The sequence below is a fragment of the Roseateles aquatilis genome, from assembly GCF_002205645.1.
Classification (GTDB): Bacteria; Pseudomonadota; Gammaproteobacteria; order Burkholderiales; family Burkholderiaceae_C; genus Roseateles; species Roseateles aquatilis.
On the sequence record NZ_NIOF01000004.1, the window covers coordinates 353,562 to 379,601 of the forward strand.

Genomic DNA, 26,040 nt, shown 5'->3' on the forward strand with positions numbered 1-26,040 from the left:
GACTCGCTGCTTCCTTCACCCTCCAGCTCGACCCCCTTGGACCCAGAAAGGCAGGACAACACCATGTACTTCACCAACGAAGACTACGAAGCGGCCTATGACGAAAGCTTCGACGAGGACTACGGCGAGGCGCGCCCGCCGCGGCGCGGCGCCGCGCGGCCCGCCCCCAAGATCAACACCGCCCGCGCCGCGCCGTTCCGCCCGCCGGTGCCCGCGTCCGTGGCCAACAGCCCGGTGACGCAGACCCAGCTGAAGGAGGTGACGGCCCGCATCAACGCGGCGCTGGCCACCAACGGCAAGGCGCTGCAGCAACTGGACGGCCGCAACCGCGCGCTGGGCGCCGAGCAAAGCCGCCTGCACGACGGCCTGCGCAAGACCGCGATCGCGCAAAAGCGCGACATCGCCGCCGTCCGCAAGGACCTGCAGAGCACCCGGGAGATGAGCGCCATCATGCCGCTGCTGACCGGCCTGGCGCCGGGCAACCCGCTGATGTCGATCGCCCCGCTGCTGCTGCTGGGCAACGACGTCAGCGCCACGCCCGACGGCGGCGCGCCGGCCTCCTCCGGCGGCAACTTCCTCGGCGGCATGGGCGGCAACAACGGCATGGGCCTGCTGGCGCTGGTGGCCCTGTCGGGCGCGCTCACGCCCAAGGTCTGACGGCCCGGCCGCGGTTCACCCCTTCAGGAGAAAGCCATGATCAATGTGATGCAAGGCGCGGTTGCCGCGGCCATGATGCAGTCCGCCAAGCAGCCGCCGGACCGGGTGCTGGCCATCGCAGCGCTGTCCGCGCTCACGCCCGGCGTGCTGGGCCTGGCGTTGCCGCTGGCGGTGCTGGGCCAGCGCGCCGCCGCGCCGACGACGCCCGCCCCGCTGCCGGCGCCGCTGGTGCTGGTGCCCGACGTGCGCGGCCAGACGGTGAAGGAGGCGCAATCCACGCTCAAGGCCGGCGGCTTCGCGGCGGTCGTCGTGGAGCGCGACGTCACCGGCAGCGTCTACGAGCCGGGCACGATCGCGGTGCAGGACCCCGAGGCCGACGAGGCGGTGGACAAGGGCACCACGGTGCACCTGATCGTCCTGCCCGATTCGTCGTCCGTCGGCACGCTCGAGGACCTGTGAGCCGCGCGCCTCGGTCCCCGCCCCACCGCTGACAAACGCCCGCGCCGAGGTGACGCCATGGATCCCGCCCTGCAGGAGCTGATCGCGGAAGGCGAGCCCGACGACGAGGTCGCCCTGGTGCTGCGCCTGGCGGCCGGCATGCCGCCACCGCCCAGCGTGCGCCTCGTGGCCCGCTTCGGCGACGTGGCGACCTGCCGCGTCCAGCGCGACGACATCCTGCCGGCGCGGTCCAGCACCGCGGTGATCAGCATCAAGGCGCCGCACCGCTACGTCGCGGAGCCCTGGCCCGACACCGATCCGGTGCTGCAGCCCGAGGACTCGGGGCGGGACCCGCGCGAGGCGCCGCGCGCGGGCTCGATCGGCGCTTCGCGCGAAGCGTCCGGCGATGCCGCGCGCGGTGGCGAGATCGCGGATGCGGATGCCATCGAGGACGCCGACGCGATCGAGGATGCGGAAGCCTTCGACGTCGATCTCCGCCCCGGCGATCTGCGCCGCCCCGAGGCGCTGGACGCGGCCGGCCGCGGCGTGCTGCTGGCCCACATCGACTGGGGCGCGGACATCGCGCATCCCGACTTCCGCCACGCCGACGGGCGCACGCGCTTCGTCGCGTTGTGGGACCAGGGCGCCCGCTACGACCCCGCCCACCCCAACCGCTACGGCTACGGTCGCATCCACAGCGCGGCGGACATCGACCGCGCGCTCGCCACCGACGATCCCTACGCCGCGCTCGGTTACCACCCCGGCCGCGGCAAGCCGCTGGGCGGCAGCCACGGCACGCACACGCTGGGCATCTCGGGCGGCAACGGCCGCGCGGGCGGGCCGCAAGGCCTGGCCCCGGAGGCGATGCTCGCGTTCGTCGACCTGTCCACGCACCATGAGCTGAAAGGCTCGGGCCTGGGCGACTCGGCGGCGCTGCTGGAGGGGCTGGACTTCCTGGCCGGCGTGGCGGCGCAACTGGGCGCCGAACGCGGGGCGCGACGCCCCGACGGCGAACCGCTGCCGCTGGTCGTCAACGCCAGCCTGGGCCGCCAGGCGGGACAGCACGACGGCCGCACGCTGACCGAGCAGGCGATGGACGCGTTCGTCGCCGAGCGGCCCGGACGCGCGATCGTGCAAAGCACCGGCAACTACTTCAATCGCCAGATCCATGCCAGCGGACTGCTGCGCCCGGGCCAGTCGCGGCCGCTGCGGCTGCGCGTGGCCACGACGCCGCACCCGGCGCACGAGCTGGACCTCTGGTACCCCGGCGCGGACCGCGTCGCGCTGACGATCCTCGGGCCCGGCATCGAGCCGGTGGCCGTGCGGCCCGACCATCCCGCGCCGCTGGTCCACGAGGGCCGCGTGATCGGCCGGGCCTACCACCGCCTCACCGATCCCAACAACGGCGACAACCAGATCGTCCTTTACCTCGACGCCGACGCGCCCGGCGGTGAATGGACCTTGCGGCTCGACGGGCTGGACATCGTCGACGGCCGCTTCCACGCCTGGATCGAGCGCGGCCCCGGTCGCGGCGCGGCGCAGGCCCGCTTCGTCGACGAGGACGACAGCCCGTGCTGCACCGTCGGCACCATCTGCAACGGCTGGCGGACCCTGGCCGTCGGCGCGATCGACGCGCATGACGACGACCGCCCGCTGGCGCCCTACTCCAGCGGCGGCCCGACCCGCGACGGGCGCGGCAAGCCCGACCTGGTCGCGCCCGGGCACCAGGTGCTGTCGGCGTGCTCGGCGGCGCTGCGCGGCCCGGTGCCGCTGCTCAAGCGCATGTCCGGCACCAGCATGGCCGCGCCGCACGTCGCCGGCGCCGTGGCGCTGATGTTCTCGGCCGCGCGCGGTCCGTTGCCGATTCAGGAGACACGTCGGCTGCTGCTGGCCAGCACCCGGCCGCATCGCCGCGAGACCAGCTTCGTGCAGCACTGGCGACGCGGCTGCGGCGAGCTGGACGTCGTCGCCGCCGTCAAGGCCGTCGGGTCCGCGGTGGCCGCCGCGACGTCCGAATCGAACGATGCGGGAGCGCCGCCCGGCGATCCCGCCACGAGCCCACCCGCCCCGGCCGTCGCCCCGCGCGGCGCCCGCGGCCTCTTGCGGAGTTCCGACATGACCCTGCCCACACGCCCCGAACTCGAAGCCGCCGAGGCGGCCGCCGCCCATGCCTACGCGGAGGCGCTGGCGCCCCCCCGCGCGCCGCTGCATTGCGCCTGCGGCGAATGCGCCGAGTGCCATCGCGCCGAGCAGGAAGCCGCGGAAGCGGCGACCACATCGGAGTCTGCGGAGGATGCCGAGGACTGCGGCTGCGCCGCCGCCAGGCCCGAGGACGGGGCAGGCGCTGGCGAGGAACAGCCCATCGAGGCGACCCGCGCCGACGACCGCGTCGGTCGCGAGGTGGCGGCGCTGCGCCGCGAACGCATCGCGATGCGGCGCCAGAGCGCCTTCACGCCCTTCGCGGCGCCCGCACCGGCGGCCCTGCCGTTCCAGTTCCAGATTCCCTTGGGCGGAGGCTCGCCCGCGCTGTCGGTGCCGGTGGGCGGCGCGGGATCGCCGCTGGCCTTCGCCGTGCCGCTGGGCGGCGCGCCGACCGCACCCGCGGCACCGACTCCGTCGGTCCCACCCGCGCCGACGACCGCCGCCGCTCCCACCAACCCGTCCCCGGCCGGCGACGCGCCGCTCGACATCGTGACCTCGATCGACTTCCCGGCCGCGACCGAGGCCTGGCCGGCCGAATGGTCGAACGACGAGGGCTGGTCCGATGGACGCTCCGGTTCGCCACCCCGCGCCGACTTCAGCTCGGGCTCGGGCTCGGGCTCGGGCTCGGGCTCGGGCTCGGGCTCGGGCTCGGGCTCGGGCTTCGATTCTGGATACGGCGTCGGCGTGGACGCGGGCTGGTCGCCGGGGCAGGTCCTGCCCTCCGCCGCCGCGCGGATCGGCATGGCGATGCTGCGCGAGGCCGAGGCCGCCTGCGCCGAGGCGGCTCCCTGCAGCGGCACCGCGCAACTCGTCGCCCGGCTGCTGGACGCCGCCAATCCTGGCGCGCGACTGCAGGCGGGCCTGGGCAGCCGGAGCGCGCCGTCGGCCACCGCCCTGTTCAACGCCTTCGAGTACGGCCACGCCCACCCGATGCGCCCCCGCCTGCGCGAGCAGTACGAACGCCACTTGCGGCGCCTGGCGGGCCCCGGCGACACGCTCGACGACCTGGAGATCCGTGCCGGCGACTGGGTCGTGCGCGTGGCGCTGGGCCAGGGGTTCGGCCAGTTGTCCGTGGTGGCGTCGCCGCTGGTGGGCCGGCACGGGGACTTGGCATCGCTGGGCTGGCGCACCGGCAGCCGGAGCGGCCGGCAGCCACCGCCCTCGGGGCGGTATCTGCAGATGGTGGAGGTGCTGCCCATCCGCCGCCCGGCGCGTGATCGCTGGGCGCGCCGCATCGCCGACGCGCGCGGTCGGCTGCTGCCCGGCCATCTGCTGCTGCGCCCCTACGGCGGCCCGACCGAATGGGACGGGACGCCGGAGGCTGAAGACGTGCTCGAAGCCGTCGCGCACGACGCCAGCACCGACGTGCGCTGGCTGCAGGACGCGCTGAATCGCGTCATGGGCTTGCAGTTGGCCGTCGACGGCGCCGCCGGACCGCGGACACGCCAGGCGGTGCGCAGCTTCCAGTCGAGCCGCGGCCTGGCGGTGGATGGCATCGCCGGACCGCAGACCCTGGGCGCCTTGCGCGCCGCGCTGGGCGGCGCGCCGGCCTCGTCCGGTCCCGCGACCACCGCCGGCGATGGCGCGCCGCGGAGCGCCGGTGGGTCCGGCGCCGGCCCGGACTGCAGCCAGCTCACGTACTTCCCGCAAGGCGGCGACGACATCTCCCCCGCGCACCAGACGCTGCTGATCGCCGCCGCGCGGCGCATCCTGTCGGAGGGCATCCGCGTGGTGCTGGTGACGGGTTTCGCCAGCAGCGAGGGCGGTGACGCGGACAACTTCGTGCTCGGCCAGCGCCGCGCCGATCGCGTCGCCCGCGAGCTGCGGACCACGCTGGAGCGCATGCGTCCCGGCAGCAGCGCCGGCGTGGCGATGATCGCCACCAGCCGCGGCGAGTCCGAGCAGATCGCCGGCGGCGACCTGGGCATCAACCGCCGCGTGACGCTGTGCCTGCAGGTCGACCGCCCGACGCCGCGCCCCCCGCAGCCGCGGCCCCAACCGCAGCCCGCGCCGGTGCAGACGCAGGTCTTCCGCGTCGTGGCCAAGAGCTTCATCGCGCGCATCGGATCCCACGTCGGCTCGCTGGATTGCGGCATCGACATCGGCCCCTTGACCATCCCCGGCGCGTCCAACCTCGGCCTGCGCGCGCTGGCATTGGCCACCGACCAGGCCTTCAGCGAGGACCCCGTCAGCGACGCGATCTTCACGTCCCCGCCGCCGGACAACAAGGGCTACCGGCTGTTCTCCCGCGGGCGTCTGAGCGTGGACCGACGCGGCACCGAGGCGGTGGGCGCGTCGTTGGTCGGCGGGCTGGACACCGACGCCGGCAAGGAATGCGTGCCCGGCATCGGCGCCTGCCTGCAGGCCCCGCCACTGATCGTCGACCAGGCCTTCAGCACGCGCCGCATCGACGCGTCCCGCATCGCCTTCCGCTGGGGCGTGAAGGGACGCCCGCCGACCACCGTCGAGCCCGGCTTCAACGCCATCTGCCACCGCGACTCCGTCTTCATCTGGCACCAGGTGAAGGGCACCATCGATTGCAGCAGCGGCACGGCGGTGATCACCAACCTGGTGGTGGAAGGCAGCCGCTTCCCGTCGCACCGCGTCTGGCTGGACGGCACGCGGACCCACGAGGTGCGCCAGGGCCCGTTCTCCAACCTGTGGGACAGCGCCTCCGGCGACCCCACGCGCGTGCGTTGAAGGAGCCGTCATGAGCCACGTCATCGAATCCCGCGCGCGGCCATCCGCGCCGTCCTCCGTCGTCGGGCAGCCCTTGTCGGCGGAGAGCGCGCCGCCTCCGATCCTGGGCTCGGCCTGCGCCTACTTCTTCAAGGGCGGCAACTACGTCCGCTACAACCTGCTGAGCGACACGGTCGACGTCGGCGCCGTGCCCGTGGCCACCTTCTGGCCTCGCCTGCCGCCGTTCTTCCAGCAGAAGGTCGACGCGGTGCTCAACTGGGGCAACGGCAAGGTCTACTTCTTCCGCGACGGCCGCTACCTGCGCTACAACCTCACGACCGATCGTCCCGACTTCGACGACGCGAGCATCGCGATCAACTGGCCGACGCTGCCCCCGGCCTTTCAGTCCAAGATCGACGCGGCGGTCAACTGGGGCAACGGCATCGCCTACTTCTTCCGGCGGGACCAGTACGTGCGCTACAACATCGCGGCGGACCGCGTCGAGTTCGGCCCGGTGACCATCGCCTCCGCCTGGACCGCGCTACCGGCGGAGTTCCAGCGCGACCTGGACGCGGTGGTGCACTGGGGCAACGATCGCGCGTACTTCTTCAAGGGCAACCGCTACCTGCGCTACGACACGACCAGCGACACCGTCGATGTCGGCCCCACCGAGATCGCCGTCAACTGGACGGCGCTGCCGACGGCGTTCCAGTCGAACCTGGAGTCCGCCGTGAACTGGACCCAGCCCTGCAACCTGGCGCGGCTGATGGAATCGGCGGGGTTGTCCGTCATCGAAGTACCGGGGTGGGAGACCAACGGGCGGCCGGGCGACTTCGCGCCGGAGGGCATCGTCATCCACCACACCGCCGGCAACGGGCCGGGCGACCTGAACACGGTGATCAACGGACGCACGGGCCTGAGCGGACCGCTGGCCAATTTCTACGTCGCCCGCAATGCCGACATCCACATCGTCAGCGCCGGCAAGGCCAACCACGCAGGCGGCGGCGCGCAGCGCGTGCTGGACGAGCTGCGACGCGGCATCGCGCCGTCGGACACGGCGCTGCGGCGCGGCCTGCGCGACGGACCGGTCGGCAACGGCGTGTTCTACGGCTTCGAGAACGAGAACCTGGGCAACGGCCAGGCGTGGCCCCCGGCGCAGCTCGACACGATGGCGCGCGCCTGCGCGGCGCTGTGCCAGCGTCACTGCTGGAGCGCCAGCCGCATCATTTCGCACGCGGAGTGGACGCGCCGCAAGCCCGATCCGCGCGGCATCGACATGGCGGCCTTCCGGCAGCAGGTGACGAGCTTCTTCTGAGCCCCGCCCACGGCCACCGCACGCACCGGTGCGCCCGTCCCGCCCGGACGGTCCGCGCGCCCGTCGCCGTCGAAGTCCAACGGCGAGGCGCGTGCGCGGGCGCGGGGGTGAGGGCGTGGCGGGGACGAGGGCGCCGATCGCCCGACCGGGAAAATCCCGCCCGGCGCGGGCGCGCAGGGCATGCGGCCCGGCTCGACAATCGGCGCTTCGGATCGCTCCCGATCCTCACCGATTCCTGATCCCGCATGAACGACAAGCTTTCGAGCCGCGCCCTGCCCTGGCTGGTCTGCGCCCTGGTGGCCGCGGCGCTGTACGGCAACTACTACGTCTACGACTCGATCGGCCCGGTGGCCGACGCGCTGCAGCGCCAGCGCGGCTTCAGCGACACGCAGGTCGGGCTGCTCAACGCGATCTACAACCTGCCCAACGTCGTGCTGATCCTGCTGGGCGGCATGCTGGTGGACCGCTTCGGCGCGGCGCGGGTGACGCTGTGGACGGCGGCCGTCTGCCTGGCCGGCGCGGTGCTGACGGCGCTGAGCCCCGACTTCTTCGGCATGGCCGCCGGGCGGCTGCTGTTCGGCATCGGTGCGGAGACCTTCAGCATCGCCACGCTGGCGGTGCTGGCGCAGTACTTCGTCGGCGGCAACGTGGCCTTCGCGATGGGCCTGGCGCTGTCGATCGGACGGCTGGGCTCGTTCTCGTCGGACATGTCGCCGACGTGGTTCGCCGCCGCCTATGCGCAGGGCTGGCAGCCGCCGTTGCTGATCGCCGCGGGCATGGCCGCCACCTCGTTCGGCGCGGCGCTGCTGTACTGGTGGCTGGACCGCCGCGCCGCCTCGTCCGGCAAGGGCCCCGCGGTGCCGCAGGCCCAGCCCTTCGTGCTGCGCGACCTGCTGCACTTCGGCAAGGCCTACTGGTACCTGTTGACGCTGTGCGTGCTCTGGTACTCGGTGATCCTGGCCTTCCGCAGCACCTTCTCGATCAAGTACTTCCAGCACGTGCACGGCCTGGACCTGGCCACCGCGGGCGCGATGAACAGCTACGTGTTCCTGGCCGCCGTCTTCGCCACCCCGGCCTTCGGCTGGTTGTGCGACCGCATCGGGCGATACGCGCCGTTCCTGGCCTTCGGCGCGGTGCTGCTGCCGGTGGCGATGGCGGTGATGACGCTGACCTCGGCCAGCCTGTGGGTCTCGACCGCGCTGATCGGGGTCAGTTTCTCGCTGGTGCCGGCGGTGATGTGGCCGCTGGCCAGCAAGCTGGTCGCGCCGGCGCGTTTCGGCACCGCCATCGGCCTGATGTGGGTGGCCCAGAACGCGGGCATCGGCGCGGCCAACCTGGTGGCCGGCTGGCTCAACGACCGCGCCGGCGCCAGCGCCCAGAACCCTGCCGGCTACGAGCCGATGATGCTGTTCTTCGGTCTGGCCGGCGTCGTCGGCGCGGCCTTCGCGCTGATGCTCTGGTTCACCGCGGGACGACGCGCGCACGAGGCCGTGACGCATCGCGGCTGAGAACGGCGGCCGAGGGTCGCGGCGGCGGTCGCGGCGGAAAAGATGAACGGCGATCGGTCGCGGCTGTCGAATTCCGGCCGGGCCGATCGTCGTGTGGTCATGCGGGCCCGTCCGGCCTGTTTTCTTCCAGGAGAGTCCCCATGAAGTTCATGATCCTCGTCAAGGCCACCGCGGACAGCGAGGCCGGCACCATGCCCAGCACCGAGCTGCTGGAGCAGATGGGCAAGTTCAACGAAGAGCTGGTCAAGGCCGGCGTGATGCTGGCCGGCGAAGGCCTGCACCCCAGCAGCAAGGGCGCCCGCGTGCGCTTCGACGGCGCGGCCCGGACCGTCATCGACGGCCCGTTCGCCGAGACCAAGGAGCTGGTGGCCGGCTTCTGGATCTGGCAATGCGCGTCGATGGAAGAAGCCGTTTCATGGGTCAAGCGCTGCCCCAACCCGATGCCCGGCCCGTCGGAGATCGAGATCCGGCGCCTGTTCACGGCGGAGGATTTCGGCGACGCGCTGACGCCGGAGCTGCGCGACCAGGAAGTGCGCCTGCGCGCCGAGACGACCAAGCGCGAGCTGTTCTGAACCCCGCCGCGCGCCGCGGCGCGGGCGAAAGGAACGTCGGTTGCCCGCCCTCCGGGGCGGCCCGCCTGAATCACTTGTCGCGGTCACTGCCGAGACCGCCGTTTGCAACCCCCTGAAGCGAATTGGAGATCAGCATGACCAGCAAGAACACGATCTGCCTCTGGTACGACGGCACCGCGGAAGACGCGGCCAGGTTTTACGCCCAGACGTTTCCGGACAGCGCGGTGCGCGCCGTCATCCGCGCGCCGGGCGACTATCCGTCGGGTCAGCAGGGCGATGTCCTGGTCGTCGAGTTCACGGTGCTGGGCATCCCCTGCATCGGCCTGAACGGCGGCCCGGCGATGAAGCACAGCGAAGCGTTCTCCTTCCAGGTCGCCACCGACGACCAGGCCGAGACCGACCGCTACTGGGACGCCATCGTCGGCAACGGCGGGCAGGAGAGCGCCTGCGGCTGGTGCCGGGACCAGTGGGGCATCTCGTGGCAGATCACGCCGCGCGTGCTCACGGACGCGCTCTCCAACCCGGACCGCGCGGCGGCCGGCCGCGCCTTCAGCGCCATGATGCAGATGGGCAAGATCGACGTGGCCAGGATCGAGGCGGCGGTGCGCGGCTGACCCGCGACCCGCGCGCCGGCGACCCCGCGCCCCCGGACGGGAAATCCCCAGCCCACGCCCTCCCCCGCAGGCGTTTAATCGACCGGAGGAATCGCCGGGGGTGGTCGAGATGCGCAAGCCGGGAATGCTGCTCACGCTGGTGCCGCCTGTGCTGGCGCTTGTCGCATCGGGACTGGTGCACGCGCACGCGCTGGCCTGCGGTCCGTATCGCGTCGGACTCAAGCCCTACCCGCAGATCTACGACCGCCACGGCCAAGAGGTCGGCGCCAACCGCGACCAGGAAGGAGCGGGGCTCGATCGCGAGTTCTTCACCCTCCTCGCCGCTCGCAGCGGCTGCGCCTTCGTCTACGAACTGGAGTCTCAGCCCCGCGTCTGGGTGCGCCTGCGCGAGGGCTCCCTCGACATCACCAGCTGGGCCATCCCCACCGAGGAACGGCTGCGCCACGTCACCATCGTGCCCCTGCTGACGGTACGCCCGATGGCCTACACCTGGGCCTCCGCGGGCGTGTCCACGCCGCGGGCGTTCCTGGCGCGACAGGAACTCCGGGCCGTGGTCGTGAAGGGCTCGTCCTATGGTCCGGGTTTCGACGCGATGCTCGGGACCCTGGCCGCCTCGGCGCGGGTCAGCGCCGTCGCCGACGTCGACGCCGCGACGCGCGTGTTCATGGCGCATCGGGTCGACCTGATCGTCACCTATCCGTGGGTGATGGCGCGGCAGCTGCGGGCGATGCCCGGCAAGATCGAGGTCGCCGACTGGCATCCCGACGGGCCCACCATCCACTCCGGCCTGGCGCTGTCGCACCGCACGGTGTCGGCGCAGGACCAGGCCCGGCTGCTGGACGCCTTGAGCACCCTGCAGAAGGACGGCACGCTCAAGCGCCTGGTGGACCGTTACCTGCCGAACTCCGGCGTCGGGTTCGCGCCGGTCCTCAGGGCGCATTGAGCAGTCACGCGGCGCGCGGCGGCCGGACGGCATCGCCAGGTCCGCGACGGCGCGCCGCGGCCCAGCGGCGGCGCCGGGTCCGGGACCGCGCTCGCGCGCGACCGGACCGGCGTCGCGTCATTGGCCGCCGGTCTGCGTGCGCAGGATCGCACCGCCCTCGCCGCCCAGCAGCATCGTGTCGGCGTCCAGCGCCCAGCCGGCCAGGAAACGCAGCTGCGTCATGCGCGGCTGCAGCGTCCAGGTCTGGCCGCCGTCGCCACTGCGCAGCACGCGGCCTTCGGTGCCGTAGGCGTAGGCCACCGTCGCGCTGCCGAAACGCACGCCGCGCAGCGCATCGGTCACGCCGCTGGCGACCGCCGACCACGTCGATCCACCATCCGTGCTGCGCAGGATGCGACCGCCCGCGCCCACCGCCAGCATCACCTGCCCGCTGTTCATCGCCACGCCGAAGAGGTGATCGGTGACGGCCGCGCCGATGCGCGTCCAGGTGGCGCCGCCGTCGATCGTGCGCAGGACCAGGCCGCGGTCGCCGACCACCACCGCGGTGTTGCCGCGGACCACCACGTCGCGCGGCGCGTCGATCGAGGCGGGGCCGTTGTTGGCCCAGGTCTGGCCGCCGTCCGTGCTGCGCTGAATGAAGCCATAGGCGGCGTTGGCAGCGTTCGGCCCGACCGCGAAGGCCAGCGTGCCGCTGGCGCCCAGGTTTTCCACCGGCGCGCTGCCGACGCGCCCGACCTCGGTCCAGGTCTTGCCCGAGTCCGTGCTGCGCAGCAGGCCTCCGTCGCTCGACGAGGCGATCGCCACGCCCGGCGCCGGCAGGGCCACGCCCAGCAGCGGCTGCGTCGTCGACGCGAGGAAGGTCCAGGTCTTGCCGCCGTCCTGGGTCGCCAGCACGCCGCCCCGAATGGCGCCGTCGCTGCCGTAACCGACGGCCAGGCCCTTCTGGCCATCCCAGAACGCCATCGCGCCCAGGTCCGGCGATCCGGCCGAGAACGCCTCGTCCTTCCGCAGCGTCTTGTCGCGGTACTGGTACATCCGCCCTCCGGTCCCGACGATGAAGCCCTGGCCACCGGCCCGGCCGGACACCAGGCCCGTGGGCGCGAAGAATCCGGTGCGCCAATAGGCCCAGGTGCCCCACTCCGCGCCATCGCTCGCGGAGTTGACGTCGACGCCTTGCAGCGTCAGCACCAGGTCCAGGTCGTCGTAGGGGAAGGCCACCGGCCCTCCGCCCCGCACGATCGGGAGGCTGGTCAGCCGATCGTTCCAGCTCGCCCCGCCATTGCTGGTCCGGGAGATCCCGAAGGACTCCGTCGCCACGCCCAGGCCCGCGGTCTTGCGGCTGAAGCCCACGCCACGCAGGCCGTAGACGCCGGCGATCGGGGGCTGCACGGTCCAGGTCACGCCGGCGTCGACGCTGCGCATCGCACCGTTCCAGCCCACGGCCACGACGATGTCGGCATCCGCGAAGGCGACTCCGTCGAACCAGTCCGTGAAGAGCCCGACCGCCACGCGGCGCCAGGTGGCGCCGCCATCGGCGCTGCGCAGCATCACCCCGGCGTCGCCGACCGCGATGAACACGCCGCCGTCCGAGGCCGTCACGTGGCGCAGGCGTTCCGTCACGCCGCTCGCCGCGGCCGCCCAGGTGCGCCCGCCGTCGCCGCTGCGCAGGATCACGCCGCCGTCGCCCACCGCCACCGCCGTGGACGGGCTCGCGTAGGCGACGCCGCTCAGGTCCATCTCCGTCCCGCTGGGGCGGACGCGCCAGGTGCGGCCGTCGTCGTCGCTGAACAGGATCGTGCCGAAAGCGCCGACGGCCAGCTTGCGCGTCAGGCCCCACACCGCGCCGCCGTAGAGCGGATTGCCCTGCGGCTTGCTGTTCATCCAGCACCAGCCGCTCTCGCCTGCGCCGCTGCATACCAGCGGCATGGGCTCGGACACGACGGTCAGCGTCGCGGAGCCGCTCTGGAGGCTGGAGTTCGGGTTGGTCACGCGCACGGCGAAGCGGCGCTGATCGTCGACCGGCACCGTGAGGTTGCGCAAGCTCAGCGTCCGGCCCGTTTCGCCGGGCATGTCGACCCAGTCGAAGCTGGCGACGCCGACCTGCTTGAACTCGCGCCACTGGTAGGTGAACGGCGCGGCGCTGTCCACGGTGACCGAGAAAGTGACCGTGCCGTTGTTGGTCACCTGCTGGGAGATGGGGTCCTGGGTGATCGTCGGCGCCAGCGCGATCGGCTCGTAGAGCACGGCATCGCTGGTCGCCGAGCCCACGCTGTTGGACACCACCACGCGGTAGCGCGTCTTGACGCCGTAGGCCAGCGGCGGCGCGGTGTACACCTCGGCCGTGGCGCCGTTGACGTTGGTCCACGCGCCGCCATCCAGGCTGAGCTGCCATTGCAGCGTGGGCGCCGGGATGCCGCCGATCTGGTAGGCCCGCATCTCCGGCGTCATGCCGGCCCAGCCCGGCGCCGGGTTGGCGATGCCGCCGATGCTGGGCGGCACGGTGTAGGGCACGACACGCAAGGTCGCGACGCGGCTGGTGACGCTGCCCGCCGCGTTGGTGGCGATCACGCGCACCTGGCGCCCGTCGTCCGCCATGCCGAGCGCGCCCAGCGTCAGCGTGTTGCGCGTCTCGCCGTGGTCGACCCAGCCGCCGGAGCCCAGCGTCTGCCAGCGCAGCGTCGGCACCGGCGTGCCGATCGCGGAAACGACGAAGGACGCGTTCTGCCGCTCCACGGCGGAGGCGTCGGCCGGCTGCGTCAGAAACTCGGGCAGCTTGGGCGCGGGCGTCACGCGGACGCAGGCCGGCTCGCTGGTCACCGCGCCGGCGCTGTTGCTGACGCGCACGCGCGCGCAGCGGCCGTCGTCGGCCAGGGCCAGCACCGCCCAGGTCAGCGAGGCGGCGTTGCCGCCGGGCGCCTCGGTCCAACCGCCTTCCGGGCGGCTCAGTTCCCATTGATACGTCAGCGACGTGCCCTGGGCGGTGACGTGCAGCGTCACGTCCTGCCCCTCCATCACCGTCGCGGCCGCCGGATGCGTCAGCACGCTGGGCGCGACGACCAGGCGCCTGACGCGCACCGTCACGGCGGAGCTGGCCAGCTCCGCGCCGCCGCCTCGCACCAGGACGCGGAAGCTGGCGCCGTCCAGCTCGGCCGTGGCCCGCATCTGCAGCGTCGATCCGGTGGCGCCGGGCACCGCGGTCCAGGCGCCGCCGCTCAGTTGCTGCCACTGGTAGCCGTCGACATGCCGGGCCACCACGTTCAGGGACAGGCTGTCGCCCTCGACCACGGACTGGTCCTGCGGCTGCACGTCGATGCCAAGCTGCACGGCGGGCGTCACCGTGGGGCTGGCGCCGCCTCCGCCGCCGCAGGCGGACAGCAGCAGCGCGGCGAGCACCGCGGCGGCGAAGAGGCGAACAACGGACAGAACGCCGAACGGCGCGCGCCAGGGGGCGTGCATCATGGTCCCTCCCGAGGACATGTCATTGTTGTGAGCGGATCGTGAAGACCGCGACAAGGCGCGGCGGGCGAATGCTAACCATGTTCGCGAGGACCCTCCCCGCGACACCGTCGCTTCACGCTGCTGACTTCCTTCGCCAAAAGAATCACGGACTTCTCGGATTCCCTGGTGAAGCTTCATGAGCACGACATCCCGCCGGTCCTTCCTGACCGCAGCCGTCGCCGGCATGGCCAGCAGCCACACCTTCGCGCGGACGTTGCGGCAGGCGCTCGCCACGCCCGCCAACAACCTCACCGGCACCATCGCCGACGTGCAGCACGTGGTCATCCTGATGCAGGAGAACCGCTCGTTCGATCACTACTTCGGCACGCTGTCCGGCGTGCGCGGCTACAGCGACCCGCGCCCCATCGCGCTGCCCACCGGCCAGCCGGTGTGGATGCAGCCCGGCAACGCCGTCGACTCGCAGGTGCTGCCTTATCACTTCGACATCCGCAACACCAACGCACTGCGCATCGGCCTGGACCACAGCTGGAAGGGCACCGAGGCCGCGTGGAAGGACTGGAACGCGTGGATCGCCAAGAAGACGCCGCGCACGATGGGCTATTTCGACCGCAGCGACCTGCCCTTCTATTACGCGCTGGCCGATGCCTTCACCGTCTGCGACGCCTATCACTGCTCGATCTTCGGTCCCACCGATCCGAACCGCTTCTACGCCCTCACCGGTCACAGCAACGCCTACGTGACGGGCCTGGCCGACGGCCGGCTCTACAACGTCACGAACGGCACCTACAACGCCGACATCGCCAACGACAACGCCGCCGCCAAGGGCAACGAGTGGCTCACCTACGCCGAGGTGCTGGAGGCCGCCGGCGTGAGCTGGAAGGTCTACCAGGAGTGGGACAACTACGGCGACAACTACCTGCAGTACTTCAAGAACTTCCGCACCGACGCGGCCGGTCAGCGGCTGACGGACGCCTCGTCGCTGTACCGCCGCGGCCGCGCGATCGCGCCGGGCTCGACGGCGGCCAACGCGCCGGGCACGACCGGCCAGTGGCTGATCGACCAGTTCGCCGCGGACGTGCGCAGCGGCAACCTGCCGCGCGTGTCCTACATCTGCGCGCCGACCGAGTACTGCGAGCACCCATCCGACACGCCCAACGCCGGCGAGAACTTCACCGCGCGGCTGCTGCAGGCGCTGGTGCAATCGCCCGAGGTCTGGTCGCGCACCGCGCTGATCCTGACCTACGACGAAAACGACGGCTTCTTCGACCACATGCCGTCGGTGATGGCGCCGCTCAACACCGACCGCGGCCGCACCACGATGGCCAACGCCACGCAGGGCGAGATCGCTGGCGGCCAGCCCATCGGCCTGGGCCCGCGCGTGCCGACGATGGTCATCTCGCCGTGGAGCAAGGGCGGGCGCGTGTGCTCGCAACGCTTCGACCACACCTCGCTGATCCGCTTCACCGAGGAGTGGCTGGTGAACGGCATCGGCCTGCCGCGCGCCAGCGTGCAGTGCAACGGCATCTCGCCGTGGCGGCGCGCGGTCTGCGGCGACATGACCAGCGCCTTCGACTTCAAGTCCGGCGGCGCCGAGGTGCCGTCCGGCGTGCCGGCCACGGCGGTGTACTTCAAGGGCTGGGGCACGCGCGACGCGCTGCCGCCGACCAACCAGAGCCTGCCGCGGCAGGAGAAGGCCGCCAGCGGCGTGCCGCGCCGCGCGGCGCCGCTGCCGTACCGCTCGACCGTGGACGGCGTGGCGGCGACCAACGCGCGCCAGTTCGCGCTGAGCTTCGCCAACGAGGGCAGCGCGACGGCCGCCTTCATCGTCTACTCGACGCTGCGCACCGACGGCCCCTGGCACTACACCGTCGAGCCAGGCAAGCGCATCGACCAGGAGGTCTGGAACTGGAGCAGCGCCCCGATGCAACTGGCCGTGCAGGGCGACAACGGATTCCTGCGCGAGTTCCGCGGCAGCTTCGACGGCCTGGGCCGGCTGGCCGCCGTCAGCCTGAAGGAACAGCCCGCCAACGCCGCCGTCACGGTGACGCTGCGCAACGCCGGCACGCAGCCGCTGCGCTTCCGCGTGGTGGACAACGCCTACGGCGACAAGGCGATCGTCACGATCGACGTGCCGGCGGGCAGTAACCGGGACCATGTCCGCGCGGTCACCGCGAGCTACGGCTGGTACGACCTGGTGGTCACGGTGGACGGCGACAGCGCCTTCCAGCGGCGCCTGGCCGGACACGTCGAGGGCGCGGGGCTGGACTACACCGACCCGGTGCTGAACGGCCTCGGTCAGGTGACCTGGAACACGCCGCCGGTGCTGCCGCCCGTCGCGCCGGTGACGGTCACCTTCAAGGCGGACGTCGACCGCCTGCGCATCGGCGGCGGCGTGTCGCTGACCTGGACCGGCCTGCCCGCCGGCACCACGCACTGGATCGGGCTCTACCGCCAGGGCATGACGCCCGGCGGCCCCGGCTCGCTGAAGTGGAACTACGTGGCCAGCCCGGGCGGCGCGCAGGTGTTCTCGCTGGCCGGTCAGCCGGAGGGCGACTACTTCCTCGGTCTGTTCCTCAACGACGGCTACGCCGAGGCCGCGCCGCGACTGTCGCTGCGCGTGCGCAAGAACGGCGACGTGAACGCGGACGGCGTCGTCAACGCCGCCGACCGCGACGCGCTGCGCAACGCCATCGGCAGTTGCGCCGGCGACAGCCGATTCGAACCGCTGGCCGACATGGATGCCGACAAGTGCATCACGCAGGCCGATTACCGCGTCTGGTACCAGCTCTTCAGCGCCCAATGAAAGCACCCATGAATCTCAAGCCTTTGCCCCTCAAGCCCTGGCTCGCGGCCGCCGCGCTGGCCTTGTCATCGCTGGCCGCGCAGGCCGCCACGGTGTCGCTGCAAACGGCCGGTCCGGCCCAGGTCGGCGGCGGCGTGGACCTGCTGATCAGCGTCATCGATCCCTTCGGCGGCCGGCCCCTCGACGAGGAGCTGCTGTCCTTCGGCTTCCGGCTGAGCTACGACACCACGCGACTGTCGCTGGCCGGCTTCACGCCGGTCGCCGGCTGGGACGACGACAGCCCGTGGCTGGGCGCGGGCCAGTTCGGCGCGTCGCGCTTCCCGGGCCTGGGCAACGCCGGTCAGGCCTCGTTGCTGCTGGGCACGCTGCACTTCGACGCGCTGCAAGGCGGGCTGGCGCAGATCAGCCTGATCAGCGATGCCGGCAATCTGAACCACGGCCTGAGCTACCTGTGGAGCAACGTGCAGCCGATCAACGCCTCGCTGGCGTTGCCGGTGAGCGCGGTGCCGGAGCCGACGTCGGCGCTGCTGGCCGCGTTGGGGCTGGGAGGCCTGGCGATGGTGGGGCGGCGGCGACAGGCGGGGCGCTGAGCGCGCGCCGGCGAGCCGCGCAAGCGGTGGGCGCACCATGGTGCCCACCGCCGTCGGGTCGACATCGGGTCACGCTAGGATTCCGTCCTCACGGAGCCCGACATGGTCACGACAATCAAGCGCGAAGAGTTTTGCTTTCTGGTGGTGGACGACTTCTCGACCATGCGCCGCATCATTTCCGGCCTGCTGCGCGAACTGGGATTCAGGAAGATCGTCGAGGCCGAGGACGGCAAGCTCGCCCTGCGCGCGCTGGAGATCGCGGCCGAGTCGGGCGAGCCGGTGCACTTCGTGCTGAGCGACATCAACATGCCGGTGATGAACGGCTTCCAGTTCCTGGAAGCCCTGCGCGCCAAGCCCGAGACCGACCCGGTGCGCAACGTGCCGGTGCTGCTGGTCACCGCCGAGGGCCGCAAGGAAGACATCATCCGGGCCGCCCAGCTCGGCGCGACCGGCTACGTCGTCAAGCCCTTCAACAAGGACACGATCGGCGACAAGATCCATCTGGCGCTGAAGCACCGCGGCATCCTCGTGGACTGATCACGGCGCCCCATGCAAACGGGGCCGTGCCCTCCCGGACACGGCCCGCCTTCATTCCAGCCTGACGTCGCTCAGAAGCGCTGCGACTGCATGAAGTCGTCGAAGCCCGCCTCGGCGAAACGGAACCACAGGTTCTGGTCACGCCGGAAGTTGGCGTAATCCTCGTAGACCTTCTTCCAGTTCGGGTTCTTGGCAGACAGCTCGCTGTACAGCGCCATCGATTCCTTGAACGCCAGGTCCATCGCGTCCTTGGGGAAACGCATCAGCTTGGTCTTGGACGCCACCAGCTGCTTGAGCGCCGGCGGGTTCACGACGTCGTACTTGGCCTGCATGTCGACATGGGTGTACGCGGACGCCGCCTCGACGATCGCCTTGTACTCGGGCGACAGCGATTCGTAGGCCTTGGTGTTGATGTAGAAATCGATCTGCGGCCCGCCCTCCCACCAGCCGGGGTAGTAGTAGTACGGCGCGACCTTGTTGAAGCCGAGCTTCAGGTCGTCGTACGGCCCGACCCATTCGGCCGCGTCGATGGTGCCCTTCTCCAGCGCGGAATAGAGTTCGCCGCCCGGCAGGTTCTGCGGCACGCCGCCCATGCGCTCGATCACCCGGCCGGCGAAGCCGCCGATGCGGAACTTCAGGCCCTTGAAGTCGGCCGCCGACTTGATCTCCTTGCGATACCAGCCCGCCATCTGCGCGCCGGTGTTGCCGCCCGGGAAGTTGATGATGTTGTAGTTGCGATAGAACTCGCGCATCAGCTTCAGACCGTTGCCGTGGAAGGTCCACGCAGTCATCTGGCGCGAGTTCAGCCCGAACGGGATCGACGCGCCGATGGCGAAGGTCTCGTCCTTGCCGAAGAAGTAATACGGCACCGTATGCGCGATCTCGACAGTGCCGTTCTGCACCCCGTCGACGACGGAGAACGCCGGCATCAGCTCGCCGCCCGCGTGCACGCTGATCTGGAACTTGCCGCCGCTGAGCTCGCTGACCTTCTTGGCGAAAACCTCGCCGCCACCGTAGATCGTGTCGAGCTGCTTGGGAAAGCTGGAGGCCATGCGCCACCGCAGGTTGGCCTGCGCATGCACGATGGCCGGGGCCACACCCGCGGCCAGCACGCCGGCCAGGCCGGCATTCTTGACGAACGAACGACGCTCCATGAAGTCTCCTGTTTCGTTGGTATGTCGAGAGCGAAAACAGGATTAACCACGGCGTGACTGGCGTCAACCTGACAGACCCGAATCGGGTGCGGAGTCGGGGCGGCACCACCGGTCTTCGTGCGGGCGGCCGGGCGCCGGCTGGCAGGGCCAAAGGGCGATCTCGGGCCTGGTTTGCGTGAGCGTGGTGTCGGTCTGCGTGCGAGCGGCCGAGCGCTGGTCGGCAGGGCCGGGGGCCCCGGCTCGTCAGTCAAAATTCCTCGCCGGGGCCCCCGGCCCTGCCGACCCGATCCACCGAGTCAGGCAGCGAGACACCTCAGGGCGTGAGGCGTGGGGCGTGAGGCTGGGAATCAGGCGCCGGCGAGCTTCATGTTCTCGATCAGGATGGAGCCGACCGTCTTGCTGCCCAGCGTGTACGTGTCGGCGCCGATGCCGACGATCTGCCGGAACATGTCCTTCACGTTGCCGGCGATGGTGATCTCATGCACCGGGAAGGCGATCACGCCGTTCTCGATCCAGTAGCCGCTCGCGCCGCGCGAGTAGTCGCCCGTCACATAGTTGACGCCCTGCCCCATCAGCTCGGTCACGAACAGACCGGTGCCCAGCCGGCGCAGCATCGTCGGCAGGTCGTCCCCCGGCGCGGTGGCCGTGCTGCGCATCGTCAGGTTGTGCGAGCCGCCGGCATGGCCGGTGGTCTTCAAGCCCAGCTTGCGCGCCGAGTAGGTCGACAGGAAGTAGCTCTTGAGCACGCCCGCCTCGACCACGGTGCGTGCACGCGTGGTCACGCCCTCGTCGTCGAAGGGCGCGCTGCCCTTGCCCTTGACGATGTGCGGGTCCTCGACCACCTCGACGTGCGGGGACAGGACCTGCTTGTCCAGGCTGTCCAGCAGGAAGCTCGCGCGGCGGTACAGCGCACCACCGCTGGTGGCCTGCACCAGCGCGCCCAGCAGGCCCGCCGCGACCGGGGCCTCGAACAGCACCGGCACGTTGGCGGTCTTGACCTTGCGTCCCTTCAGGCGCGCCAGCGCGCGCTCGGCGGCGTAGCGGCCGATCGATTCGGCCGAGGACAGGTCCGCCGCGTCGCGCATCGAGCTGTACCAGGCGTCGCGCTCCATGCCCGCGCCACGGCCGGCGATCGGCGCGACGGAGATCGAGTGGCGCGAGCTGGCGTAACCGCCGCGGAAACCCCGCGAGTTGCCCGAATAGAAATGCGACTGCTGCGCCGACACCGCCGCGCCTTCGGAATTGGTGATGCGCGCGTCGGTCTTCAGCGCCGCCTCCTCGCAGCGCAGCGCCAGCTCGGCGGCCTGCTCGGCGGTGACGGCCCAGGGGTGGAACAGGTCCAGCGCCGGCCGGGTGGACTCGTCCAGCGACAGGTCCTCGGCGTCGGGCAGGCCGGCGAATTCGTCCTCCGCGGTGAAGCGGGCGATGTCGTAGGCGGCGCGGACCGTGTCCTTCAACGCCTTGGCGGAGAAGTCCGAGGTGCTGGCGTTGCCGCGGCGCTGGCCCAGGTAGACCGAGATGCCCAGCGACTTGTCACGGTTGCGCTCGACGTTCTCGAGCTGCCCGCGGCGCACCGACACCGACATGCCGCTGCCCTCGGAGACTTCCGCGCCAGCGTCGGACGCGCCGATCTGTTTCGCCTCGGCGAGCACGTCCTCGATCAACTGGCGGAACTGGTCCTTGCTGTAGGCGAATCCTTGCTCGGCTTGGCTCATGAATACGGTCTCGATCTGATGCGATGCGCGGGACGAAAGCCGTCCGCGCGAAAGGGGTACCACGGGGTGGCGACTATCATACGGGCGCCATGCCCCCTCCCTCTCGGTCGGGGCTTCTCTCTTTTGCCCCATGCACGACGATCACGACGACCCCGAAGACTTCGGCGACGACCGCCCCAGCAAGAGCCAGCTCAAGCGCGACATGGACGCGTTGCAGGCCCTGGGCGAGGAACTGCTGTCGCTGCCCGAGAAGCGCGTCGCCGCGCTGGACCTGCCCGAGCCGCTGATGGACGCGATCCGCGACGGCCGCCGCATCGTGGCCAGCACCGCCCGCAGCGGCAAGCGCCGCCACCTGCAGTTGCTCGGCAAGCTGATGCGCAACGTCGACCCCGCGCCCATCCGCGAAGCCGTCGCCGAGTTCAAGCTCGGCCGCGCCCAGGACGCGCTGGAGCTGCATCAGGCCGAGCGCTGGCGTGAACGGCTCGTCAGCGACGACAACGCGCTGCAGGGCTTCATCGACGGCTTCGACGACGTCGACGTGCAGCAACTGCGCAGCCTCATCCGCGCCGCTCGCAAGGACCGCGCCCAGGAACCCGAGCAACGCAACGGCCGCGCCTGGCGCGAGCTGTTCCAGTTCGTGAAGGCGCACGTGCTCGCCGCCAAGGGCGCCACGGACGACGACCTGGGCGACGGCAAGGCCGGCGACGAGGGCGACGATGAGTGACGCCGGCGCGCCGGCCGCCGCTCCGCCGCCGGAGCCCGTCCGGATCGGCATCGTGTCGATCAGCGACCGCGCCTCCACCGGTGTCTACCAGGACCAGGGCCTGCCCGCGCTGCAGGACTGGCTGGGCGCCGCGCTGATCAACCCGATCTCGTTCCAGCCCCGGCTGATCCCGGACGAGCGCGCGCTGATCGCGCGGACGCTGCGCGAGCTGGTCGACGACGCCGGCTGCGACCTGGTCCTGACCACCGGCGGCACCGGCCCGTCGCCGCGCGACGTCACGCCCGAGGCCACGCTGGACGTGGCCGACCGCGAGCTGCCGGGCTTCGGCGAGCAGATGCGGCAGATCTCGCTGCATTTCGTGCCGACGGCGATCCTGTCGCGCCAGGTCGCGGTGATCCGCGGCAAGGCCCTGATCGTCAACCTGCCCGGCCAGCCCAAGGCGATCGCCGAGACGCTGTCGGGCCACGACGCGGCCCCGGGCATCTTCGCCGCCGTGCCGTATTGCATCGACCTGATCGGCGGCCCCTACCTGGAAACGCGCGACGACGTCTGCGCCGCCTTCCGACCCAAGAACGCCCGGCGCCCGGCGCGCTAGCACCCGGATCGCCGCATCCGCCCCACCACCACCGCATTCACCATGAAGATCACCAAAGACACCATCGCCACCGTCGACCTCAAGGTGGCCGACAAGCTGGGCCGCCTGATCGAGAAGACCGACGAGCCGATGGCGCTGCTGATCGGCGGCTACGGCAACACGCTGCCGGCCGTCGAGGCGGCGCTCGAAGGCCAGGAAAAGGGCTTCGCCACCACCATCGAGCTGACGCCCGAGAACGGCTTCGGCGAGCGCGACGAGAGCCTGCTGATCACCATCCCCAAGAGGGACTTCCCCCCGGGCGTGAAGGTCGGCGGCCAGATCGAGCTGCGCGCTGCCAAGGAAGGCGAGAGCGAGGCCGACGGCGCCGCGGGCGACTTCCAGGTCTTCACGGTCGCCAAGATCAAGGGCGACACGGTGCACCTGGACGGCAACCACCCGCTGGCCGGCCAGCACCTGAAGATCAGCGTCAAGGTCAAGGACGTGCGCGCCGCCTCGCAGGAAGAGATCGAGCACGGCCACGCCCACGGCGCCCACGGCCACCACCATTGACACAGGCGCCCGGACCGCGGTCCGGGCCGGGCCGGGCCGGGCGCATCGAGCGCCACAAAGCATGAAGGGCGCCATCGGCGCCCTTCTCCGTTTCAGCCCTGCGCAAGCGTCGACGTCACGCCATCGCCATCGCCGTCACTTCACCAGCCGCGACAGCTCCGCCGCGTCGAAGTGCTCGCCCTGCTGCGCGCCGGCCGGCACGCAGTCGGCGCGTTCAGCCTCGGAGAGCTTGGCCACCGCCTGCCACAGCAGCGCGATCTGGTGCTCGTGGCCGGCCGCGTTGTCGATCAGACCCTTCATCGCCTGTGCGACCGGATCGTCGCCCTGCGTGACGCCGTAGGCGGAGAAGCCCATGCGCGCGGCGACCTCCTCGCGTTGCGCGTCGCGCCGGGCCTCGATGATGCGAGCCGGATTGCCGACCGCGGTCGCGCCCGCCGGCACCGGCTTGGTCACCACCGCGCCGGAGCCCACGCGCGCGCCCTCGCCGACGGTGAAGCCGCCGAGGATGCAAGCGTTGGCGCCGACGATCACGCCGCGCTCCAGCGTCGGGTGCCGCTTGGCGCCCTTCACCAGCGAGGTGCCACCCAGCGTCACGCCCTGGTAGATCGTGACCTCGTCGCCGATCTCCGTCATCTCGCCGATGACGATGCCCATGCCGTGGTCGATGAAGACGCGCCGACCGATGGTCGCGCCGGGGTGGATCTCGATGCCGGTCAGGAATCGACCGACGTGCGACGTGAACCGCCCCAGCCACCGGAAACCGCGCACCCAGAACCAGCGCGCGCATCGATGCACCACCAACGCATGCAGACCCGGATAACAGGTCAGCACCTCCCAGGCCGAGCGGGCGGCGGGGTCGCGTTCGAGGATGCAGGCGATGTCTTCGCGAAGACGCTGGAACATGGGGACTTCAGCCGACGGCTGTCTTTCGGGAACGTGGGCCCGGAGGCGGGTCGGCCAGTGTATCGGCGGGCCTCGCCCCTGCCCGGCGCGGGCCTACTCGTCGCCGCCGAGGATGGGGGCGGCCGGGCCGGCGGCCGGGGTCTTCTCGATCGCGCGGGCGATGCCGCGCAGGATGTGGACCTCTTCCTGCGTCAGCCCGGCGCGGTTGAAGAGCTGGTTCAGCCGCGGCATCAGCTTCTTCGGCGACGCCGGATCGAGGTAGCCGAGGTGGACCAGACTGGTCTCCAGGTGCCCCAGCAGCCCCTGCACCGCCTGCGCGTCGGCAAGCCGCGGATCGGCCGTGCGCGGCGCCACCTCGAAGCCGCCGAGCGCCTGCCGCCAGTCGTAGGCCAGCAGTTGCACCGCCTGCGCCAGGTTCAGCGAGCCGTAGCTGGGGTGGGTCGGGATCGATAGCACGGCGTGGGCGCGGTAGACGTCCTCGTTGGCCATGCCGTAGCGCTCGGACCCGAACACCAGCGCGACCTGATGCCGCGTCGGCTCGCCTCGGGCCAGTTCAGCGAAGAGCTCGCGCGGCGCGCGCGTCGGCGGACCGAAGTCGCGCGGCGTCATCGCCGTGGCGCAGACGAAGGTGCAACCGCCGAGCGCGTCCTCCAGACGATCGACGATGCGCGCCCGGGCCAGGATGTCCGCGGCGCCGCTGGCCATCGCGACGGTCTCCTCCTGGCTCAGCACGTCGGCGAAGCGCGGCCGCACCAGCACCAGGTCGCGAAAGCCCATCACCTTCATCGCCCGGGCGGTCGAGCCGACGTTGCCGGGATGGCTGGTCTCGATCAGCACGAAACGTGTCGGATCCGACGCCGGGGCGGCCTGTTCGGAGCCGGATGAAGCCAGGGGCATAGGGGAAACCACGTGTCTGTGCCAAAATCGCGCATTATCCGCGCCGGCAGCAGGTCAACTCCCGCTCCCGGCGCTTGCTCTTTCCCTTCGCCAGTCCACTTCCAGCACAGGAATCGTCCCGCATGACGCAAGCCGCCCTCCATCCCATGCTCAACGTCGCCATCAAGGCGGCGCGCACCGCAGGCGCCATCATCAACCGAGCGTCGATGGACCTGGACATCCTGAAGATCAACACCAAGTCGCCCAACGACTTCGTGACCGAAGTGGACCAGGCCGCCGAGGCGGCCATCATCGAGACCCTGCTGCAGGCCTATCCCGACCACGGCATCCTGGCCGAAGAGTCCGGCCGCGCCTACGGCGCCAAGCATTCCGAGTACCAGTGGATCATCGACCCGCTGGACGGCACGACCAACTTCATCCACGGCCTGCCGGTGTACTGCGTGTCGATCGCGCTGGCGCACCGCAACATCGTGCAGCAGGCCGTCGTCTACGACCCGACCCGCAACGACCTCTTCTACGCGACCAAGGGCCGCGGCGCCTTCCTGAACGACAAGCGCCTGCGCGTGTCCAAGCGCACCCGCATGAGCGACGCGCTGATCGGCACGGGCTTCCCGTTCCGTCGCGGCGACAACTTCAAGCGCTACATGAAGATGTTCGAGGAGATCATGACCCAGTGCGCCGGCCTGCGCCGTCCGGGCGCCGCGGCGCTGGACCTGTGCTACGTGGCCGCCGGCTACTACGACGCGTTCTTCGAGACCGGCCTGAACCCCTGGGACGTGGCCGCGGGATCGCTGATCGTGGCCGAGGCGGGCGGCCTGGTGGGCAACTTCACCGGCGAGCCGGACTTCCTGTTCCAGCGCGAGATCCTGGCCGGCACGCCCAAGATCTACGGCCAACTGGTGGCGACGCTGGCGCCGTACACCCGCGTGATCACGCAGGAAGCGCTGGACGCCGACGCGGCCGCCGCGCAGCCGCCGGTCGACGCCGCCGCGTCGAAGAAGCCCAAGGCCGCCGCCGGCGCCGAAGGCGAGGCGCCCAAGAAGCGCGCGCCGGTGCGCATCAAGAAGTCGGAAGACGACGCGCAGGCCTGACCCGCGCGTACCGGCGCCGCTCTCCGGAGCGGTCTTCCGGGCCAGCTTGCCGACTGCTGACGAAGCCCTCCGGATGGAGGGCTTTGTCGTTTTCG

Annotated in this window: 20 protein-coding genes; 15 read left to right on the forward strand and 5 right to left on the reverse strand. The window is 71.3% G+C overall.

Annotated features, from left to right (window positions below):
* The first annotated feature begins 63 nt into the window (after window positions 1-63).
* The 8 genes from CDN99_RS12090 to CDN99_RS12125 all read left to right on the forward strand — a co-directional run bounded on the left by CDN99_RS12090 (window position 64) and on the right by CDN99_RS12125 (window position 10,928).
* The gene (locus CDN99_RS12090; protein WP_088385097.1) at window positions 64-657 is read left to right on the forward strand and encodes a hypothetical protein; all 594 of its coding nucleotides are present in this window, start codon (window positions 64-66) and stop codon (window positions 655-657) included.
* A gap of 36 nt (window positions 658-693) precedes the next feature.
* A complete protein-coding gene (locus CDN99_RS12095; protein WP_088385098.1) occupies window positions 694-1,116 on the forward strand; it encodes a PASTA domain-containing protein in 423 nt (140 codons plus the stop codon).
* 57 nt (window positions 1,117-1,173) lie between these two features.
* Window positions 1,174-5,997, forward strand: a complete 4,824-nt coding sequence (locus CDN99_RS12100; protein ID WP_088385099.1) for a S8 family serine peptidase — start codon at window positions 1,174-1,176, stop codon at window positions 5,995-5,997.
* A 10-nt stretch (window positions 5,998-6,007) separates the two neighbouring features.
* On the forward strand, window positions 6,008-7,291 hold the full coding sequence (locus tag CDN99_RS12105; RefSeq protein ID WP_088385100.1) for a hemopexin repeat-containing protein: 1,284 nt from the start codon (window positions 6,008-6,010) through the stop codon (window positions 7,289-7,291).
* Between the two features lie 245 nt (window positions 7,292-7,536).
* Window positions 7,537-8,799, forward strand: a complete 1,263-nt coding sequence (locus CDN99_RS12110; protein WP_088385101.1) for an MFS transporter — start codon at window positions 7,537-7,539, stop codon at window positions 8,797-8,799.
* Window positions 8,800-8,939: 140 nt separating this feature from the next.
* Window positions 8,940-9,371 carry a YciI family protein gene (locus tag CDN99_RS12115; protein WP_088385102.1) on the forward strand — a complete coding sequence of 144 codons (432 nt, stop codon included), beginning with the start codon at window positions 8,940-8,942 and terminating at the stop codon, window positions 9,369-9,371.
* A 134-nt stretch (window positions 9,372-9,505) separates the two neighbouring features.
* Entirely contained in the window at window positions 9,506-9,985 is a 480-nt protein-coding gene (locus CDN99_RS12120) for a VOC family protein (RefSeq protein WP_088385235.1), read from the forward strand.
* A 109-nt stretch (window positions 9,986-10,094) separates the two neighbouring features.
* Window positions 10,095-10,928, forward strand: a complete 834-nt coding sequence (locus tag CDN99_RS12125; protein ID WP_141100750.1) for a transporter substrate-binding domain-containing protein — start codon at window positions 10,095-10,097, stop codon at window positions 10,926-10,928.
* A 117-nt stretch (window positions 10,929-11,045) separates the two neighbouring features.
* On the opposite strand, the gene CDN99_RS12130 is transcribed toward CDN99_RS12125, so the two are convergent.
* Window positions 11,046-14,387 carry a DUF8696 domain-containing protein gene (locus CDN99_RS12130; RefSeq protein WP_088385104.1) on the reverse strand — a complete coding sequence of 1,114 codons (3,342 nt, stop codon included), beginning with the start codon at window positions 14,385-14,387 and terminating at the stop codon, window positions 11,046-11,048.
* A gap of 175 nt (window positions 14,388-14,562) precedes the next feature.
* Here CDN99_RS12130 and CDN99_RS12135 point away from each other — a divergent pair, with 175 nt between their 5' ends.
* The 3 genes from CDN99_RS12135 to CDN99_RS12145 all read left to right on the forward strand — a co-directional run bounded on the left by CDN99_RS12135 (window position 14,563) and on the right by CDN99_RS12145 (window position 18,317).
* Complete coding sequence (locus tag CDN99_RS12135; RefSeq protein ID WP_088385105.1) at window positions 14,563-17,190, forward strand: phosphocholine-specific phospholipase C; 2,628 nt, start codon at window positions 14,563-14,565, stop codon at window positions 17,188-17,190.
* An 8-nt stretch (window positions 17,191-17,198) separates the two neighbouring features.
* Window positions 17,199-17,780 (forward strand): PEP-CTERM sorting domain-containing protein, encoded by a 582-nt coding sequence (locus CDN99_RS12140; RefSeq protein WP_088385106.1) that lies wholly within the window; start codon window positions 17,199-17,201, stop codon window positions 17,778-17,780.
* A gap of 102 nt (window positions 17,781-17,882) precedes the next feature.
* A complete protein-coding gene (locus CDN99_RS12145) occupies window positions 17,883-18,317 on the forward strand; it encodes a response regulator (RefSeq protein WP_088385107.1) in 435 nt (144 codons plus the stop codon).
* Between the two features lie 71 nt (window positions 18,318-18,388).
* Here CDN99_RS12145 and CDN99_RS12150 read toward each other — a convergent pair whose 3' ends face one another.
* The gene (locus CDN99_RS12150) at window positions 18,389-19,471 is read right to left on the reverse strand and encodes a TRAP transporter substrate-binding protein (protein WP_088385108.1); all 1,083 of its coding nucleotides are present in this window, start codon (window positions 19,469-19,471) and stop codon (window positions 18,389-18,391) included.
* Window positions 19,472-19,818: 347 nt separating this feature from the next.
* Entirely contained in the window at window positions 19,819-21,186 is a 1,368-nt protein-coding gene (pmbA, locus tag CDN99_RS12155; protein WP_088385109.1) for a metalloprotease PmbA, read from the reverse strand.
* A gap of 130 nt (window positions 21,187-21,316) precedes the next feature.
* Between pmbA and yjgA the strand changes: the two genes are divergently transcribed.
* Genes yjgA through CDN99_RS12170 form a run of 3 tightly spaced genes read left to right on the forward strand, consistent with a single transcriptional unit; the run spans window position 21,317 to window position 23,054 of the window.
* Window positions 21,317-21,910, forward strand: a complete 594-nt coding sequence (yjgA, locus tag CDN99_RS12160; RefSeq protein WP_088385110.1) for a ribosome biogenesis factor YjgA — start codon at window positions 21,317-21,319, stop codon at window positions 21,908-21,910.
* Window positions 21,903-22,505 carry a molybdopterin adenylyltransferase gene (gene mog / locus CDN99_RS12165; RefSeq protein WP_088385111.1) on the forward strand — a complete coding sequence of 201 codons (603 nt, stop codon included), beginning with the start codon at window positions 21,903-21,905 and terminating at the stop codon, window positions 22,503-22,505. Before yjgA ends, mog begins: the two co-directional genes overlap by 8 nt.
* 42 nt (window positions 22,506-22,547) lie before the next feature.
* Window positions 22,548-23,054 carry an FKBP-type peptidyl-prolyl cis-trans isomerase gene (locus CDN99_RS12170; RefSeq protein ID WP_088385112.1) on the forward strand — a complete coding sequence of 169 codons (507 nt, stop codon included), beginning with the start codon at window positions 22,548-22,550 and terminating at the stop codon, window positions 23,052-23,054.
* Window positions 23,055-23,189: 135 nt separating this feature from the next.
* Here CDN99_RS12170 and cysE read toward each other — a convergent pair whose 3' ends face one another.
* Complete coding sequence (cysE, locus tag CDN99_RS12175) at window positions 23,190-23,957, reverse strand: serine O-acetyltransferase (RefSeq protein WP_088385113.1); 768 nt, start codon at window positions 23,955-23,957, stop codon at window positions 23,190-23,192.
* A 93-nt stretch (window positions 23,958-24,050) separates the two neighbouring features.
* Window positions 24,051-24,854, reverse strand: coding sequence for an RNA methyltransferase (locus CDN99_RS12180; protein ID WP_088385114.1), 804 nt, complete (start codon window positions 24,852-24,854; stop codon window positions 24,051-24,053).
* Between the two features lie 122 nt (window positions 24,855-24,976).
* Between CDN99_RS12180 and CDN99_RS12185 the strand changes: the two genes are divergently transcribed.
* A complete protein-coding gene (locus CDN99_RS12185) occupies window positions 24,977-25,945 on the forward strand; it encodes an inositol monophosphatase family protein (protein ID WP_088385115.1) in 969 nt (322 codons plus the stop codon).
* The last annotated feature ends 95 nt before the right edge of the window (window positions 25,946-26,040 follow it).

What these genes read in the sequence shown, in the direction of transcription:
- CDN99_RS12100 (WP_088385099.1), top strand. Translation starts at nt 1,174, where the DNA reads ATGGATCCCGCCCTGCAGGAGCTGATCGCGGAAGGCGAGCCCGACGAC.
- CDN99_RS12115 (WP_088385102.1), top strand. Translation starts at nt 8,940, where the DNA reads ATGAAGTTCATGATCCTCGTCAAGGCCACCGCGGACAGCGAGGCCGGC.
- CDN99_RS12135 (WP_088385105.1), top strand. Translation starts at nt 14,563, where the DNA reads ATGAGCACGACATCCCGCCGGTCCTTCCTGACCGCAGCCGTCGCCGGC.
- CDN99_RS12145 (WP_088385107.1), top strand. Translation starts at nt 17,883, where the DNA reads ATGGTCACGACAATCAAGCGCGAAGAGTTTTGCTTTCTGGTGGTGGAC.
- CDN99_RS12105 (WP_088385100.1), top strand. Translation starts at nt 6,008, where the DNA reads ATGAGCCACGTCATCGAATCCCGCGCGCGGCCATCCGCGCCGTCCTCC.
- CDN99_RS12120 (WP_088385235.1), top strand. Translation starts at nt 9,506, where the DNA reads ATGACCAGCAAGAACACGATCTGCCTCTGGTACGACGGCACCGCGGAA.
- CDN99_RS12095 (WP_088385098.1), top strand. Translation starts at nt 694, where the DNA reads ATGATCAATGTGATGCAAGGCGCGGTTGCCGCGGCCATGATGCAGTCC.
- CDN99_RS12130 (WP_088385104.1), bottom strand. Translation starts at nt 14,387, where the DNA reads ATGATGCACGCCCCCTGGCGCGCGCCGTTCGGCGTTCTGTCCGTTGTT.
- CDN99_RS12090 (WP_088385097.1), top strand. Translation starts at nt 64, where the DNA reads ATGTACTTCACCAACGAAGACTACGAAGCGGCCTATGACGAAAGCTTC.
- cysE (WP_088385113.1), bottom strand. Translation starts at nt 23,957, where the DNA reads ATGTTCCAGCGTCTTCGCGAAGACATCGCCTGCATCCTCGAACGCGAC.
- CDN99_RS12125 (WP_141100750.1), top strand. Translation starts at nt 10,095, where the DNA reads ATGCGCAAGCCGGGAATGCTGCTCACGCTGGTGCCGCCTGTGCTGGCG.
- CDN99_RS12110 (WP_088385101.1), top strand. Translation starts at nt 7,537, where the DNA reads ATGAACGACAAGCTTTCGAGCCGCGCCCTGCCCTGGCTGGTCTGCGCC.
- yjgA (WP_088385110.1), top strand. Translation starts at nt 21,317, where the DNA reads ATGCACGACGATCACGACGACCCCGAAGACTTCGGCGACGACCGCCCC.
- pmbA (WP_088385109.1), bottom strand. Translation starts at nt 21,186, where the DNA reads ATGAGCCAAGCCGAGCAAGGATTCGCCTACAGCAAGGACCAGTTCCGC.
- mog (WP_088385111.1), top strand. Translation starts at nt 21,903, where the DNA reads ATGAGTGACGCCGGCGCGCCGGCCGCCGCTCCGCCGCCGGAGCCCGTC.
- CDN99_RS12140 (WP_088385106.1), top strand. Translation starts at nt 17,199, where the DNA reads ATGAATCTCAAGCCTTTGCCCCTCAAGCCCTGGCTCGCGGCCGCCGCG.
- CDN99_RS12170 (WP_088385112.1), top strand. Translation starts at nt 22,548, where the DNA reads ATGAAGATCACCAAAGACACCATCGCCACCGTCGACCTCAAGGTGGCC.
- CDN99_RS12150 (WP_088385108.1), bottom strand. Translation starts at nt 19,471, where the DNA reads ATGGAGCGTCGTTCGTTCGTCAAGAATGCCGGCCTGGCCGGCGTGCTG.
- CDN99_RS12180 (WP_088385114.1), bottom strand. Translation starts at nt 24,854, where the DNA reads ATGCCCCTGGCTTCATCCGGCTCCGAACAGGCCGCCCCGGCGTCGGAT.
- CDN99_RS12185 (WP_088385115.1), top strand. Translation starts at nt 24,977, where the DNA reads ATGACGCAAGCCGCCCTCCATCCCATGCTCAACGTCGCCATCAAGGCG.